Below are 13663 nucleotides of genomic sequence, written 5' to 3'. Positions count from 1 at the left end.
CCGTCGCGCCGGTCAGCCGACGGCCGGGATGACGTGCTCCCCGTACGCGTCGATCACGGCCTCGCGCGCGTCGTGCATCGCGTACACCGCGAACTGGTCCACGCCGAGACCCCGCAGCGCCTCCAGCTTCTCGATGTGCGCGGAGACGGGCCCGAGGAGGCAGAAGCGGTCGACGATCTCGTCCGGCACGAAGTCCGTCGACGGGTTCCCGGCGCGCCCGTGGTGGCTGTAGTCGTAGCCCTGGCGCTCCTTGATGTACGCGGTCAGGGCCTCCGGCACCATGTCGGAGTGCTCGCCGTACCGGGTGACCAGGTCCGCGACATGGTTGCCGACCATGCCGCCGAACCAGCGGCACTGGTCGCGTGCGTGGGCCAGGTCGTCGCCGACGTACGCCGGTGCCGCGACGCAGATCGTGACCGCGTCCGGGTCGCGGCCCGCCTGCGCCGCCGCCTCGCGCACGGCCTTCACCATCCACTCGGTGAGGTAGGGGTCGGCGAGCTGGAGGATGAAGCCGTCGGCCTTCTGCCCGGCGAGCTCCAGCGCCTTCGGCCCGTACGCCGCCATCCACACCGGCAGCTTGCCGTCGCGCACCCAGGGGATCCGCACGGGCCGGCCGTCGACGACGGCCTCGCGGCCCTCGGCGAGGTCGCGGATGACGGGGATCGCCTCACCGAGCCTGGCCAGGGTGTTGGGCTTGCGGCCGGCGACGCGCATGGCGGAGTCGCCGCGGCCGATGCCGCACACCGTCCGGTTGCCGTACATGTCGTTGAGCGTGGCGAAGGTCGACGCGGTGACCTCCCAGGTCCTGGTCCCGGGGTTGGTCACCATCGGGCCGACGTGCAGCTTCCGCGTGTGCTCCAGGATCTGGCTGTAGATGACGAACGGCTCCTGCCACAGCACCGCGGAGTCGAAGGTCCAGCCGTAGCGGAAGCCGTTGCGCTCGGCGCGCCGCATCAGGCCCACGACTTCCGAGGCGGGTGGATCGGTCTGGAGGACGAGTCCGAAGTCCACGGGGACCTCCTAGTTCAGGTACTGGCACGTGGAGCGCGGGGTGTACACGCCGTGGCCGGCGCGGCCGGTGAACTCCCGCCGGTCGATGACGGTCTCGCCGCGCGAGAGGACGGTCTCCACCTGGCCGGTGATCCGCTTGCCCTCGTACGCCGAGTAGTCGACGTTCATGTGGTGCGTCTCGGCCGACAGGACCTGTGAGGCGCCCGGGTCGTAGATGACGATGTCGGCGTCGGCGCCGGGCGCGATGGTGCCCTTCTTCGGGTAGAGCCCGAACATCCGGGCGGGGCTCGCGCAGGCGATCTCGATCCACCGCCGCCGGGAGATGTGCCCGTCGAGCACGGCCTGGTGGAGCAGGTCCATGCGGTTCTCCACGCCCGGCAGACCGTTGGGGATCTTGGAGAAGTCGCCCCGGCCGAGCTCCTTCTGGCCGGAGAAGCAGAAGGGGCAGTGGTCGGTGGAGACCACCTGGAGGTCGTTGGTGCGCAGCCCGCGCCAGAGCGCCGCCTGGTGCTCCCTGGGTCGCAGCGGTGTGCTGCACACGTACTTGGCGCCTTCGAAGTCCGGCTCGGCGAGGTTGTCGGTGGACAGGAACAGGTACTGCGGGCAGGTCTCGCCGAAGACGTTCAGCCCCTTGTCGCGCGCGGTGACGAGCTCCGCGACGGCCTCCTCGGCCGAGACGTGGACGACGTAGACGGGTGCTCCCGCGACCCGGGCGAGCTGGATGGCGCGGTGGGTGGCCTCCGCCTCCAGCAGCACCTTGCGTACTTCGCCGTGGTAGCGCGGGTCGGTCTCGCCGCGGGCCAGGGCCTGTTCGACGAGGACGTCGATGGCGATGCCGTTCTCGGCGTGCATCATGATCAGCCCGCCGTTGGCGGAGCCGCGCTGCATGGCGCGCAGGATCTGTCCGTCGTCGCTGTAGAAGACGCCGGGGTAGGCCATGAAGAGCTTGAAGGAGGTGACTCCCTCCTCGACGAGGAGGTCCATCTCCTTGAGCGAGGACTCATTGACGTCGGCCATGATCATGTGGAAGGCGTAGTCGACGGCGCAGTTGCCGTCGGCCTTCGCGTACCAGGCGTCGAGTCCCTCGCGCAGGCTCTGCCCGACCGACTGGACGGCGAAGTCCACGATGGTGGTGGTGCCGCCCCAGGCGGCGGCCCGGGTGCCGGTCTCGAAGGTGTCGGAGGCGAAGGTGCCGCCGAAGGGCAGCTCCATGTGGGTGTGGGCGTCCACACCGCCCGGGATGACGTACTTCCCGGTGGCGTCGAGGGTGCGGTCGGCGGCCTCGGCCCAGCTCTCGGCGGCGGTGGAGCCGTGCGCGGCGAGTGCGGCGATGCGGCCGTCCTCGACGAGGACGTCGGCATGGGTCTCGTCGGCGGCGGTGATGACCAGTCCGCCGCGGATCAGGGTGCGGTTGCTCATGGTTCCTGGTCTCCCTTGTGGAACTAGATGCCGCGCAGGGCCCGTTCGAGGATCGCGGCGCCTTCCTCGGCCTCGGCGACGGTCAGCGACAGCGGGGGCGCGACGCGCAGCACGCTGGTGTTGTGGGCGCCGCCCTTGCCGATGAGCAGGCCGCCTTCGCGGGCGGCTTCGAGTACGGCGGCTGCCGCCTCCGGGTCCGCCTCGTCCGTGCCGGGCCGCACCAGTTCGACGCCGATCATCAGCCCGCGGCCGCGGACCTCGCGGACGGCGGGGACGGCGGCGCCGATGGCGCGCAGCCGCTCGATGAGGAGTCCGCCGACGCGGCGGGCGTTGCCCTGGAGATCGTGCTCCAGCGTGTACGTGAGGTTCGCCAGGCCCGCCGCCATGGTGACGGGTGAGCCGCCGAAGGTGGAGATGGAGTTGGCGTCGAGGCAGTTCATGATCTCGGCGCGGGCGACGACGCCGCCGATGGACATGCCGTTGCCGATGCCCTTGGCGAAGGTGAGCATGTCCGGCGGGCCGTTCTCGGCGTGCGCCTGCCAGCCCCAGAAGTGGTCGCCGGTCCGGCCCCAGCCGGTCTGCACCTCGTCGGAGATCCACAGGATGCCGCGGCGCTCCAGCACCTCGCGGAACGCGGCGTACAGCCCGTCGGGCGGGGAGGTGAAGCCGCCGACGCCCTGGACCGGTTCGGCGATCAGCGCGGCGACGTCGTGGGTGTGGCCGAGCAGGTCCTCCAGGTCGGCGACGCAGGCTTCGGTGAACTGTGCGTCGGAGAGGTGGGCGTAGGGCCCGCGGGTGCGGACGCCGCCGTGCACGTACAGCGTCTGCACGGGGGAGAGCCCGGTCGGGGACCAGGAGCGGTTGCCGGTGACGGAGACCGCCGAGAAGGAGCGGCCGTGGTAGCTGTTGCGCATCGCGAGGATCTGGCTCGAACCGCGGTACGCGGTGGCCAGCAGCAGGGCGGTGTCGTTCGCCTCGGTGCCGGAGGTGGTGAAGAAGACGCGGGCGTCGGGGATGCCGGAGAGCGCGGCGACGCGCTCGGCGAGCTCGACCATGGGGCGGTTGAGGTAGAGCGTGGAGGAGTGGATGATCCGTCCGGCCTGCTCGCTCACCGCCTTGGTGACCTCGGGGAGCGCGTGGGCGGTCATGGTGGTGAGGATGCCGCCGAAGAAGTCGAGGTAGCGGTTGCCGGAGGCGTCCCAGACGTACCGCCCCTCGCCGTGGGTGAGTTCGATGGGCTGCCGGTAGTAGAGGGCGACCCAGTCGGGGATGACGGCCCGGTGCCGGTCGTACAGGTCGTTCACGGCCGCACCAGCCCGTCGTAGGCGTCGGGCCTGCGGTCGCGGTAGAACGCCCACTGCTGCCGCACGTGCTCGATCAGTCCGAAGTCGAGGTCCCTGACGAGCAGTTCCTCCTCCTTGTCGCTCGCCACGTCGCCGACGAACTGGCCGCGCGGGTCGACGAAGTAGCTGGTGCCGTAGAAGTCGTTGTCGCCGTACTCCTCCTGGCCGACGCGGTTGATCGCGGCGATGAAGTACTCGTTGGCGACGGCGGCCGCGGGCTGCTCCAGCTGCCACAGGTAGCCGGACAGGCCGCGGGAGGTCGCGGACGGGTTGTACACCAACTGGGCGCCGTTGAGGCCGAGCTGGCGCCAGCCCTCGGGGAAGTGGCGGTCGTAGCAGATGTACACGCCGACTCTGCCGACGGCGGTGTCGAAGACGGGCCAGCCGGCGTTGCCCGGCTTGAAGTAGTACTTCTCCCAGAAGCCCTTGACCTGAGGGATGTGGTGCTTGCGGTACTTGCCGAGGTAGGTGCCGTCGGCGTCGATCACCGCCGCGGTGTTGTAGTAGAAGCCGGAGCCCTCGATCTCGAAGACGGGGACGACGATCACCATGCCGGTCTCCCGGGCGAGGTCGCGCATGCGCAGCACCGTGGGGCCGTCCGGGACGGGCTCGGCCCAGCGGTAGTGCTCCGCCTCCTGCACCTGGCAGAAGTACGGCGCGTTGAAGACCTCCTGGAAGCCGATGACCTTGGCACCCTGCCGGGCCGCCTCACGGGCGTGCTCCTCGTGCTTGGCGATCATCGATTCGGTGTCGCCGGTCCAGGTCGCCTGGACCAGTGCGGCGCGTACGACGTTGGTCATGAGCTGCTCCTTCGACAGGACGTCAGAGAGCTTCTACGCACGTAGACACGGTGCGTAGGAGGAGAACGTAAGCCCCGTCACACACTGGGGCAAGACCATCGTCGTCAACCACCAGTGTCGATCATGTTTCGCACCCGAGCGGTCGACAAACAGCGTATACCGTACGTTTTCAGGCGCTTACGAATCCTGCGACACGCAGCGCGTGGGCGAGATCGCGCTCCCGGTCACCGGAGACCGCACGGGCCGCGGAGAGCAGGTGCGGGACGAGCCTGCGCGGATCGGTGGCGGCGAGCTGGGCGGCGTCCTCGGGGGTACGGGCCCGGACGAACGCGGCGAGGAGGGCGTCGGCCTCGCTGCGCCCGCCGGCGTCGGTGAGGGCGAGCACGGCGTGGGCGATCTCGGCTGCCGGGCGGGCGACGCCCTGGCGCAGCAGTTGCCCGCAGTCCTCCGGCCTGCCCGCCGCGGCGAGCGCGCCCGCGGCCTCGGCGAGCCGCTCGGGCGGCAGCGACGCGGCCTCCCAGAGCAGGGTCGCCCAGTCGGCGCCGAGTCCGGCGCGGTTCAGCTCGGCCGCGAGCACCGGCAGCCAGCCGGACGGACGCACGGCGGCCTCGCAGAGCAGGGCGTGCGCCTCGCCGCTGCGGCCGCCGGCGCGCAGCCGCAGGAGCGCGGCGACGGTCTCGGTGGCGGCGCGGTGCGCGTCCGCGGAAGCGGCGGATGCGGCCGCCGGTTCCGCCGTCCCGGTGTCCGTCCCGGTGTCCTGCTCGCGTTCTCCCCCGCCGAACCGCGCCCCGCGCGGCCGTACGTCGGCCACGGGCAGTACGGGCACGGCGACGGCCTCGCCGCCGCCTGCCTGCTCGCCGTCGTCGTCCTCCACGTCCAGCCAGGCGTACCGCGCCCCGCGCGGCCGCCGCTTCCCGGCACCACCGCGCCGCCTGGGCGCCTGTGCGGGCCCGCCGGCCTCCGCCTGCCCCTCGGCCGGGCTTCCCCCGCCGGTTTCGCCGTCACGGAACCACGCGTCGGGGAACCCGGCCGGGGACGGCACGTAGGGGTCGCCGGCCGGGCCGGGCTCCGGCGTCCGCGCCTCGGCGGAGACCCCGGAAGCCGGCACCCCCGGCAGGCCGGAGGCCGGGGCGGCCCGGAGCCCGGCCCCCTCCCCGGGGGCGGCCTCCGCGGCGGCCGGCTGCCCGGAGCCGGGCCGTGGCCGGCCCCAACCCGGCTGCGGGTGCGGATCGCTCAACGTGTCCGCGGGCAGCGCCGCGATACGGGCGGCCAGTTCGGCGACCCGCGCGGTCGCGCGGGTGTGGTCGTCGTTGGTCCACGACAGTTCGTTCGCGAGGCGCTGGTACTCCGGGCTGTCCTCGGCCACGGCGGCCAGTTGCCGCAGCAGCGTGTCGCCGCGCTCCATCGCGTGCGCCTGCGCGCGGCGCATCAGCTCCAGGCGCTGCCGGAGGGCCTCGCGGCCGCCGGGGCGGCGGTCGTGGGCGGCGGCGGCCGCCGCGTGCAGGGCCCGGCCCTGCGCCGTCCTGCGCCGGTGCACGTCCTCGCCGCCGCCCGCCGCCGCGAGGTCGTCGAGCAGCGACTCCACCACGTCCCAGGGCGGGACCTCCGCGCCCTTCAGGCACGCGAGGAGCCCGTCAGGGTCTCGCTGCCGGAAGACGCCGTACCAGCCGCCGTCCCGGTCGAGGCGCTCCGTCAGCTCCCTCAGGTACTGAGCGAACGCCCTCACTTCCACGGGGAGTTGATAGACCGCCATCGTGGGCCCGCCTCTTCCGCCTCGGGTTCGCAGGCATTCGACCCCAGCCGTGTTACGGGACCGCTACGCGCAGTTTTCAGCGGCGGTGCGGATCGCTCAACGTGTCCGCGGCGTCACCGCGATACCCGTGTGCGGGCGCTTGCCGAGGCGCACCAGGGCGGCCGGCCGGTCGACGAGCCAGAACTGCCAGGTGTACTTGCGGGCGAGGAGACCGCGGACCCGCTTCAGCTGATCGCCGTCCAGCAGTCGCGCCGTACCCTCCGCCTGCTCCGCGCCCGGCGCGATCCGGCCGCGCACATCGCACGCGGTGAGGGTCACGCGGTCGTCCCGGCGCAGCCGTTTGACCTTCCACGAGTCGGAGCGGGTCCAGACGTACAGCACACCGGCGTCGACGGCGAACCAGACGGGCGTGGCGACGCCCGTGCCGTCCTTGCGGAAGGTGGTGAGGCTGACGTACTTGGCGCGGGCGAGCTCCTGGAGGTCCATGGCGCGACCCTACGGCCTCGTGTCACACGGGCACGAGGGCACAGCGCGCCATGAGCTCGTCCATGGACAGGCCCAGTGCCCCCGCCAGTGCCGCGACGGTGAAGAAGGCGGGCGTCGGCGCACGGCCCGTCTCGATCTTGCGCAGGGTCTCGGCGGAGACTCCGGCGGCGGCCGCGACCTCCACCATGCTGCGGGAGCCGCGCGCCTCGCGGAGCAACCGGCCGAGCCGCTCGCCGCGTTCACGCTCTTCGGGGGTGAGAGGGGTGCGCACCATGCCGTCATGGTAATACCGCCCCGACCGGTATAGTAATTGGCATGGTGGAGATCAAGACAGATGCGTCACTGGACGCCATGCGGGCCGCCGGGCGGGTCGTCGCCGAGGCGCTCGCCGCCGTACGGGACCGCGCCGCCACGGGCGTCACACTGCGGGACCTGGACGAGAGCGCGCGAGCCGTGCTGCGCGAGGCGGGCGCCGGCTCGCCGTTCCTGCACTACCGGCCGGACTGGGCCCCCACACCGTTCCCCGCCGTCGTCTGCGCGTCCGTCAACGACGCGATCGTGCACGGCGTCCCGGACGGCTACCGGCTGCGCGACGGCGACCTCGTGAGCATCGACTGCGGCGCGGTCCTGGACGGCTGGGTCGGCGACTCGGCGATCAGTTTCACCGTCGGCCGGCCCCGCCCGGCGGACGTCCGACTCGTCGACACGGCGTACGAGGCGCTGGACGCGGGCATCGCCGCCGCGGTCGTCGGCAATCGCATCGGCGACATCTCCCATGCGATCGGCCGGGTCTGCCGGGCCGCCGGATACGGCATCCTGTCCGGCTTCGGCGGGCACGGCGTGGGCCGGACGATGCACGAGGACCCGGGCGTCCCCAACGAGGGCCGCCCCGGCCGCGGCATGCCGCTGCGCCACGGGATGGTGCTCGCGATCGAGCCGATGCTGATCGGGGGCGGCGGCGACGGCTACTGGACCGATCGCGACGGGTGGACGCTGCGGACGACCGACGGTTCCCGCGCGGCCCACGCCGAGCACACGGTGGCGATCACGGACGAGGGGCCCCGGATCCTCACCGCGCCGTAGCCGCCTCCCGCCGACGAGGCCGCGGCCCTGCGGTGACCGCGGGTGCAGTCACGACCGCAGGCACAACCGCAGCCGCAGCGGCGGCAGTCCGTGAGCCGTCACCGGACGGCGGCTCACGGGCCGCGGGGTGGTCAGGGGCGGATGCCGTCGCAGGCCAGGGCCAGATGGCGGGGGCCTCGGAGCACCGCGCTCTGCCGGTACTCCGGCGGATCCTCCAGCAGCCGGGGGTTGTCCAGCCTGCGGGCCAGCTCGCTCAGTGCGAGCTGCGCCTCCAGCCGGGCGAGCGGCGCCCCGAAGCAGCTGTGGATGCCGCTGCCGAAGCCGAGGTGCTGGATGTCCCCGCGGTCCGGATCGAAGGTCTCGGGGTCGCTGAAGCGCTTCGGGTCCCGGTTGCCGGAGGCCACGACGAGCCAGAGCGAGGCGCCCTTGGGGATCGTGACACCGCAGATGTCGACGTCCGTGAGGACCGTGCGGTTCGGCAGCAGCTGCACCGGGGGCTCGTAGCGCAGCAGTTCCTCGACGATGGGCACGGAGTAGGCCGGATCCTCGCGCAGCCGCTGGAGCACCTCCGGGTGGCGCAGCAGGGTGAGCATCCCGTTGGTGATCAGGTTGACCGTCGTCTCGTGGCCGGCGATCAGCAGCAGGACCGAGGTGGTGATGACCTCGATCGTCGTCATGGAGCCGTCCGCACCGTGGGTGCCGGTCGTCAGCTGGGACAGCATGTCGTCGCCGGGCTTCTTGCGGCGCTCCTCGACCAGTCCGGCCAGATACATGCCCAGCTGCGTCCTGGCCTCGTTCGAGACCCGGTTCCGTTCGGCCTCGTCGTCGCCCCTGCGCGGGTCGAGACCGGTGACCAGCGTGTCCACCCAGGTGCGGAAGCGCGGCTCGTCCTCACGCGGCACGCCGAGCAGCCGGCAGATCACGGTCACGGGAAAGGGGTACGAGAACTGGTCGACGAGGTCGAACCGGCTCGTGTCCCCGATGCCGTCGATCAGTCCGGTGACGATCTCGGCGAGCTCGCCGCGCATGTCGTTGATGCGGCGCGGGGAGTGCGGCGGCCCGAAGGAGCGGTTCGCCATCCGGCGCAGCCGGTCGTGCTCCGGGGGGTCGAGGCGGATGAAGCTCGGCGGCAGCGCCGACTGCGCCTCCGGCTCCGAGAGGTCGTCGGTGGGCGGTACGGACAGGTTGCGGGCGTCGGAGCTGACCCGCGGATCGTGGAGCAGACTCTCGATCTCCCAGTACGTGCTGACGACATAGGCGCCGTCCGGCTCGCGCACCACCGGCGTATTGCGGAGCTCCGCGTACAGCGGATACGGGTTCGGGCGGTTGGAGTAGTCGATGATCTGCCGCAGGAGCGAGGCTTGCGTCATGGCGGGTCCTTACGAGTCCTTGCGGGTCAGTGACGGCCGGGGGTGAAGGTGATGCGCCGGTCGGCCGGCGAGTACCCGCTGAGGGTGACGGTGGGCCCGTGCGTGGGCACCGACGGGTCCGGGAAGTCGGCCGGGAGGGGGCGCTGTCCGTCGGAGCGCCGGTCGACGGTGGGGAACGGCGGCGGGAACGGCGCGGTCGTCTCGATGAGGTGCTGGTAGAACTCCAGCCAGCGGGTCTGGTCGAAGGTGACGGCGCCGATGACGCGGCCCTGGTAGCCGTACACGCCGGTGAACCGGCGCTCGGCGAGGGCGCCTTGGGCGATGAGGATCTCCGTACCCATGGACGGCACGCCGACGGACTTGATGCTCACCCCGAACTGCGAGGACCAGAACGCCGGGACCCACATGTGGGGGCGGCGGTCGACGCTGTCGCTGAGCATGTTGTGCGCGGCGATCTCGGCCTGGCTGACCGCGTTGCCCCAGTGCTCCAGTGACAGGAACTGGTACCCGAAGAGCGGGTGCGGGGAGCGTGCCACGTCGCCGGCCACGAAGATGTCGTCGGTGACGATGCCGCGGATGTCGAAGGCCCGGCAGCCGGCGTCGCAGGCGATGCCGCGGGGGCCCGCGCCGAGCCCGGAACCGGCGAGCCATTCGGTGTTGCGGGTCGCGCCGAGGGACACCACGACGACATCGGCCTCGACCTCGCTGCCGTCGGAGAGATGGGCGGCGCGGACCCGGCCGGCCGAGTCCCCCTCCAGCCTGGTGACCATGACACCGGTGCGCAGGTCGACGCCGTGCTCGCGCTGGAGCTCCGCGGCGACCCGGCCGACGACCCCGCCGAGCGCGCCGACCAGGGGCGCGTCGCCCCGTTCGGCAACGGTGACGGGCAGTCCGCGCTCATGGCAGGCGGAGGCGATCTCCGAGCCGGTGAAACCGGCGCCGATGACGAAGACCCGGCGGGGCTCCTCCGCGAGCCGGCGCTGGAGCGCCACCGCGTCGTCGCGGGTGCGCAGCACGAAGACCCCGTCGAGGCCGGCCTCCGCCTCGTTCGGCCACGGCCGGGCGCGCACGCCGGTCGCGATCAGCAGCCGGTCGTACGGGACCTCGTCGCCGTCGGCCAGCCGCACCCGCTTGGCTGCCATGTCGAGGCCGGTGGCCGGCACGCCGAGACGCCACTCCGCGTCGATGGCACGGCGCCTCGGCAGGGCGGTGTGCTCCGCGCTCGCCCTGCCGAGGAGCACCTGCTTGGACAGCGGGGGCCGGTCGTACGGCTCGTACGGTTCGTCGCCGATGAGCGTGAGGGTGCCGGTGAAGCCCTCGGCGCGCAGGGTCTCGGCGGCCCTGAGGCCGGCCAGTGACGCACCCACGACGACGATCCGGCCCTCGCTCCTGAGCCGCTGGAGGAATCCGTCAACGCTCACGGGGTGCCTCCTGGGCGGATGTTGCGGCTCCGGCTGCGGCTCCGGCCGGGGTCTCCACCTGGTCCACCAGGATGGCCTGGACCGGGCAGGCGGCGACGGCGCGCTCGACGTACTCGCGCTGTGCCTCGTCGGCGTCCGGGTTGTACAGCAGCGACTCGTCGCCGTGCATGGCGAAGACGTCGGGGGCCAGGAACGCGCACTGCGCGTACCCCTGGCAGCGGTTGAGATCGACGACAAGCCTCACCGAGGATCAGCCCTTCCCGTGGCCCGGTCATCCCCCTCGTCCAGCATGCGCGGCCGGGCCGGGGACGGCTCGCCGGAGCGGGCCGGCCGGGTGACCGCGCGGCACTCAGGCCGTGCCGGAGACGCCGGTCTCCGTGGCCGCCCGGGGCCGGGCGTGCAGGCCGACCCTGAGGATGTGCACGCTGACGACCAGGGACCAGAACGGGAAGATCAGTTCCGACCACGGGAACGCCGGCCCCGCGAAGAGCAGGACCAGCCCCGAGAGGTAGCCGAGCACGCCGAGCCAGCGCGGGAAGACTCTGAGGCGGTGCCCGATGGTCGAGCTCGCGAAGATGAAGACGGCTGCCATGCGCATCGCGTACGTCGTCAGGAGCGTCAGCGCGAAATTGCGACCGAACTCCCCGGTCTCCGGGTGGTTCAGGGCGCTGCCGGCCGCCGCGGCGGCGCCGAAGAGGGAGGCGACGAAGACGAGTCCGCTGCCCATGAAGACCGTGGCGACGAACCTGTCCTCCGCGTCGCCGACCCGGGCGCGCAGGGCCCCCATGAACCACAGGAAGAAGATCCCGGCGAACGGCACGAGCTCAAGCGCCACCCGCACGGCACGCGTGCGGTGGGGGTTGCTCCCGTCGGCGGCGTCGACGCCGCCCGGTGGCAGCCCCAGCCGGACCAGCACGATCGCGGCTCCCAGCAGCACCGCGAACACGATTCCGGCCAGCCCGGCGGCGCGGGGGGTCCTCAGCCGGTCGCTCTTCGGCTCCATGGACGGCTCGCTTTCTTCTCACCTCCAGCAAGCCGCCGAGCGCGCACGGACGCCAGCGGGACGGCGCGTGAGGGTGACGGCGCGCCCCCGAATCGACCGCGCGGACACGGGAGGCGCGAGAGTGCCGGTCCCCTCGCGCCGCCCCGGTGGGTCATCCCGCGGGGCGGACCACCATCGCCGCGCCGCCGCCCCTGCGGACCTTCTCCGCCGCCGCCAGCCAGCGGCCGTCCGGCAGCCGCTGCACCCCGGTCGCCGCCCCGATCTCCGGGTTCGCCCGGAACGCGTGGCCCAGCGCCTCCAGCTCCGCCCGCAGCGGGCTGTCCCACAGCCCCGGCTCCAGCTCCGTCGTCGCCTGGTTGCGCTGGCTCGCCCGCGGCGCCGCGATCGCGTCGACCAGGGGCAGACCGCGGTCCACGACACCCGTCAGCGTCTGCAGCGCCGTCGTGATGATCGTCGCGCCGCCCGGCGAGCCGAGCGCCAGCACCGGCCGGCCGTGGTCGTCCAGCACGATGGTCGGGGAGATCGAGGAGCGTGGCCGCTTGCCCGGCCCCGGCAGGTTCGGGTCGTGCACGGCCGGGTTCGCCGGGACGAAGGAGAAGTCGGTCAGCTCGTTGTTGAGCAGGAAGCCCCGTCCGGGCACGGTGATCCCGCTGCCGCCGGTCGACTCGATCGTCAGCGTGTACGCGACGACGTTGCCCCACTTGTCGGCGACCGTCAGATGCGTCGTGTTCTCGCCCTCGTACGTCGTCGGCGCCGCCGTCCCCCCGCCGCCGCAGGCCGCGGGGTTGCGCGGGTCCCCCGGTGCGAGCGGGCTGGTCAGCACGGCGTCGTCGCGGATGAGGCACTCGCGCGAGTCGGCGTACCGCTGCGAGAGCAGCTCCCGCACCGGCACGTCCTCGAAGGCCGGGTCGCCGACCCAGCGTCCGCGGTCGGCGAAGGCGATGCGGCTCGCCTCGATGAACCGGTGCAGGTACTTCGCCTCGGAGACGCCGGAGAGGTCGGTCCGCTCCAGGATGTTCAGCGCTTCGCCCACGCTCGTGCCGCCCGACGACGAGGGGCCCATCCCGTACACGTCGAGCCCGCGGTACGACACCCTCGTCGGCAGCCTGCGCTGCGTCTCGTACGCCGCGAGGTCCTGGAGCGTCAGGTCGCCGGGCCGCACGACCCGTGTCGCGCCCTCGCGGACACCGGGCTCGCGCACGGTGTTCACGATGTCCCGGGCGATGGCACCCCGGTACAGCGCCCCCGTCCCCTTGCGCCCGAGCTCCTCGTACGTGCGTGCGAGGTCGGGGTTCTTGAAGACCGACCCGACCACCGGCAGCCCGCCGCCGGGCAGGAACAGCTCGGAGGTGGCGGGGAAGTCCCGGAAGCGGGCCTCGTTCGCCTGGGTCTGGGAGCGGAACGTCGCGTCCACGGTGAAGCCGTCCTCCGCCAGGCGTTCCGCCGGCTTCAGCAGCTCCCGCAGCGGGCGGCTCCCCCATGCCGCGAGCGCCGCGTCCCAGGTCGCCGGGGTGCCCGGGGTGCCGACGCCGAGACCGCTGGTCACGCCCTCCTCGAAGGGTACGGGCTTGCCGTTCTCGACGAACAGGGACGCGTCCGCGGAGCGAGGGGCCGTCTCCCGCCCGTCGATGGTGCGGACCTGGCGGGACTTCGCGTCGTAGTGGACGAAGAAGCCGCCCCCGCCGATGCCCGCCGAGTACGGCTCGGTGACGCCCAGCGCCGCGGCCGTCGCCACCGCCGCGTCCACGGCGTTCCCGCCCCTGCGCAGGACCTCGATACCGGCCGCCGACGCGTCCGCGTCGACGCTCGCGACCGCCCCTCCGTAGCCGACGGCCACGGGTGTCTTCACCGGCGAGCCGCCCGGCGCGGCCGGGGACCGGTCCCCCGGCGGGGCGGCGGCGCCCGCCGACAGCACCGCCAGCGCGACGGCAGGAATCGTGACAATCCGAGCGGCACTACGTCGCATGCGCACCT

At 72.8% G+C, this 13663-nt stretch carries 13 protein-coding genes; 1 reads left to right on the top strand and 12 read right to left on the bottom strand.

The window, feature by feature from the left end; all coding sequences use genetic code 11:
* Nucleotides 1-12: 12 nt before the first annotated feature.
* The 7 genes from KK483_RS30580 to KK483_RS30550 all read right to left on the bottom strand — a co-directional run bounded on the left by KK483_RS30580 (nt 13) and on the right by KK483_RS30550 (nt 7086).
* Nucleotides 13-1011 carry a TIGR03842 family LLM class F420-dependent oxidoreductase gene (locus tag KK483_RS30580; protein WP_262008455.1) on the bottom strand — a complete coding sequence of 333 codons (999 nt, stop codon included), beginning with the start codon at nt 1009-1011 and terminating at the stop codon, nt 13-15.
* 9 nt (nt 1012-1020) lie between these two features.
* Complete coding sequence (gene hydA / locus KK483_RS30575) at nt 1021-2430, bottom strand: dihydropyrimidinase (RefSeq protein ID WP_262008454.1); 1410 nt, start codon at nt 2428-2430, stop codon at nt 1021-1023.
* A gap of 23 nt (nt 2431-2453) precedes the next feature.
* Nucleotides 2454-3734 (bottom strand): aspartate aminotransferase family protein, encoded by a 1281-nt coding sequence (locus KK483_RS30570; RefSeq protein ID WP_262008453.1) that lies wholly within the window; start codon nt 3732-3734, stop codon nt 2454-2456.
* Nucleotides 3731-4573 carry a nitrilase-related carbon-nitrogen hydrolase gene (locus tag KK483_RS30565; protein ID WP_262008452.1) on the bottom strand — a complete coding sequence of 281 codons (843 nt, stop codon included), beginning with the start codon at nt 4571-4573 and terminating at the stop codon, nt 3731-3733. Before KK483_RS30565 ends, KK483_RS30570 begins: the two co-directional genes overlap by 4 nt.
* Nucleotides 4574-4742: 169 nt before the next feature.
* Nucleotides 4743-6326 carry a UL36 very large tegument protein gene (locus KK483_RS30560; protein ID WP_262008451.1) on the bottom strand — a complete coding sequence of 528 codons (1584 nt, stop codon included), beginning with the start codon at nt 6324-6326 and terminating at the stop codon, nt 4743-4745.
* 96 nt (nt 6327-6422) lie between these two features.
* Complete coding sequence (locus tag KK483_RS30555; RefSeq protein WP_262008450.1) at nt 6423-6812, bottom strand: PPOX class F420-dependent oxidoreductase; 390 nt, start codon at nt 6810-6812, stop codon at nt 6423-6425.
* 22 nt (nt 6813-6834) lie between these two features.
* Complete coding sequence (locus KK483_RS30550; protein WP_262008449.1) at nt 6835-7086, bottom strand: helix-turn-helix domain-containing protein; 252 nt, start codon at nt 7084-7086, stop codon at nt 6835-6837.
* A 41-nt stretch (nt 7087-7127) separates the two neighbouring features.
* On the opposite strand from KK483_RS30550, the gene map reads away from it, so the two are divergent.
* Nucleotides 7128-7895, top strand: a complete 768-nt coding sequence (map, locus tag KK483_RS30545) for a type I methionyl aminopeptidase (protein WP_262008448.1) — start codon at nt 7128-7130, stop codon at nt 7893-7895.
* Nucleotides 7896-8026: 131 nt separating this feature from the next.
* Here the strand turns inward: map and KK483_RS30540 are convergent, their stop codons facing one another.
* The 5 genes from KK483_RS30540 to ggt form a co-directional block, all read right to left on the bottom strand.
* Complete coding sequence (locus tag KK483_RS30540) at nt 8027-9265, bottom strand: cytochrome P450 (protein WP_262008447.1); 1239 nt, start codon at nt 9263-9265, stop codon at nt 8027-8029.
* Between the two features lie 26 nt (nt 9266-9291).
* Nucleotides 9292-10686: an NAD(P)/FAD-dependent oxidoreductase gene (locus tag KK483_RS30535; protein ID WP_262008446.1), complete on the bottom strand. Its 1395-nt coding sequence runs from the start codon at nt 10684-10686 to the stop codon at nt 9292-9294.
* A complete protein-coding gene (locus tag KK483_RS30530; RefSeq protein ID WP_262008445.1) occupies nt 10676-10930 on the bottom strand; it encodes a ferredoxin in 255 nt (84 codons plus the stop codon). Before KK483_RS30530 ends, KK483_RS30535 begins: the two co-directional genes overlap by 11 nt.
* Before the next feature lie 105 nt (nt 10931-11035).
* Entirely contained in the window at nt 11036-11689 is a 654-nt protein-coding gene (locus KK483_RS30525) for a hypothetical protein (RefSeq protein WP_262008444.1), read from the bottom strand.
* A gap of 151 nt (nt 11690-11840) precedes the next feature.
* Entirely contained in the window at nt 11841-13655 is a 1815-nt protein-coding gene (ggt, locus tag KK483_RS30520) for a gamma-glutamyltransferase (protein ID WP_262008443.1), read from the bottom strand.
* Between the last annotated feature and the right edge of the window lie 8 nt (nt 13656-13663).

It is taken from the genome of Streptomyces sp. FIT100 (genome assembly GCF_024584805.1).
Taxonomy (GTDB): Bacteria; Actinomycetota; Actinomycetes; order Streptomycetales; family Streptomycetaceae; genus Streptomyces.
The sequence above is the reverse complement of the archived record's forward strand: the minus strand, read 5'-3'. Positions and strand labels throughout refer to the sequence as shown.

What these genes read in the sequence shown, in the direction of transcription:
- hydA (WP_262008454.1), bottom strand. Translation starts at nt 2,430, where the DNA reads ATGAGCAACCGCACCCTGATCCGCGGCGGACTGGTCATCACCGCCGCC.
- KK483_RS30565 (WP_262008452.1), bottom strand. Translation starts at nt 4,573, where the DNA reads ATGACCAACGTCGTACGCGCCGCACTGGTCCAGGCGACCTGGACCGGC.
- KK483_RS30560 (WP_262008451.1), bottom strand. Translation starts at nt 6,326, where the DNA reads ATGGCGGTCTATCAACTCCCCGTGGAAGTGAGGGCGTTCGCTCAGTAC.
- KK483_RS30555 (WP_262008450.1), bottom strand. Translation starts at nt 6,812, where the DNA reads ATGGACCTCCAGGAGCTCGCCCGCGCCAAGTACGTCAGCCTCACCACC.
- KK483_RS30550 (WP_262008449.1), bottom strand. Translation starts at nt 7,086, where the DNA reads ATGGTGCGCACCCCTCTCACCCCCGAAGAGCGTGAACGCGGCGAGCGG.
- map (WP_262008448.1), top strand. Translation starts at nt 7,128, where the DNA reads ATGGTGGAGATCAAGACAGATGCGTCACTGGACGCCATGCGGGCCGCC.
- KK483_RS30540 (WP_262008447.1), bottom strand. Translation starts at nt 9,265, where the DNA reads ATGACGCAAGCCTCGCTCCTGCGGCAGATCATCGACTACTCCAACCGC.
- KK483_RS30525 (WP_262008444.1), bottom strand. Translation starts at nt 11,689, where the DNA reads ATGGAGCCGAAGAGCGACCGGCTGAGGACCCCCCGCGCCGCCGGGCTG.
- ggt (WP_262008443.1), bottom strand. Translation starts at nt 13,655, where the DNA reads ATGCGACGTAGTGCCGCTCGGATTGTCACGATTCCTGCCGTCGCGCTG.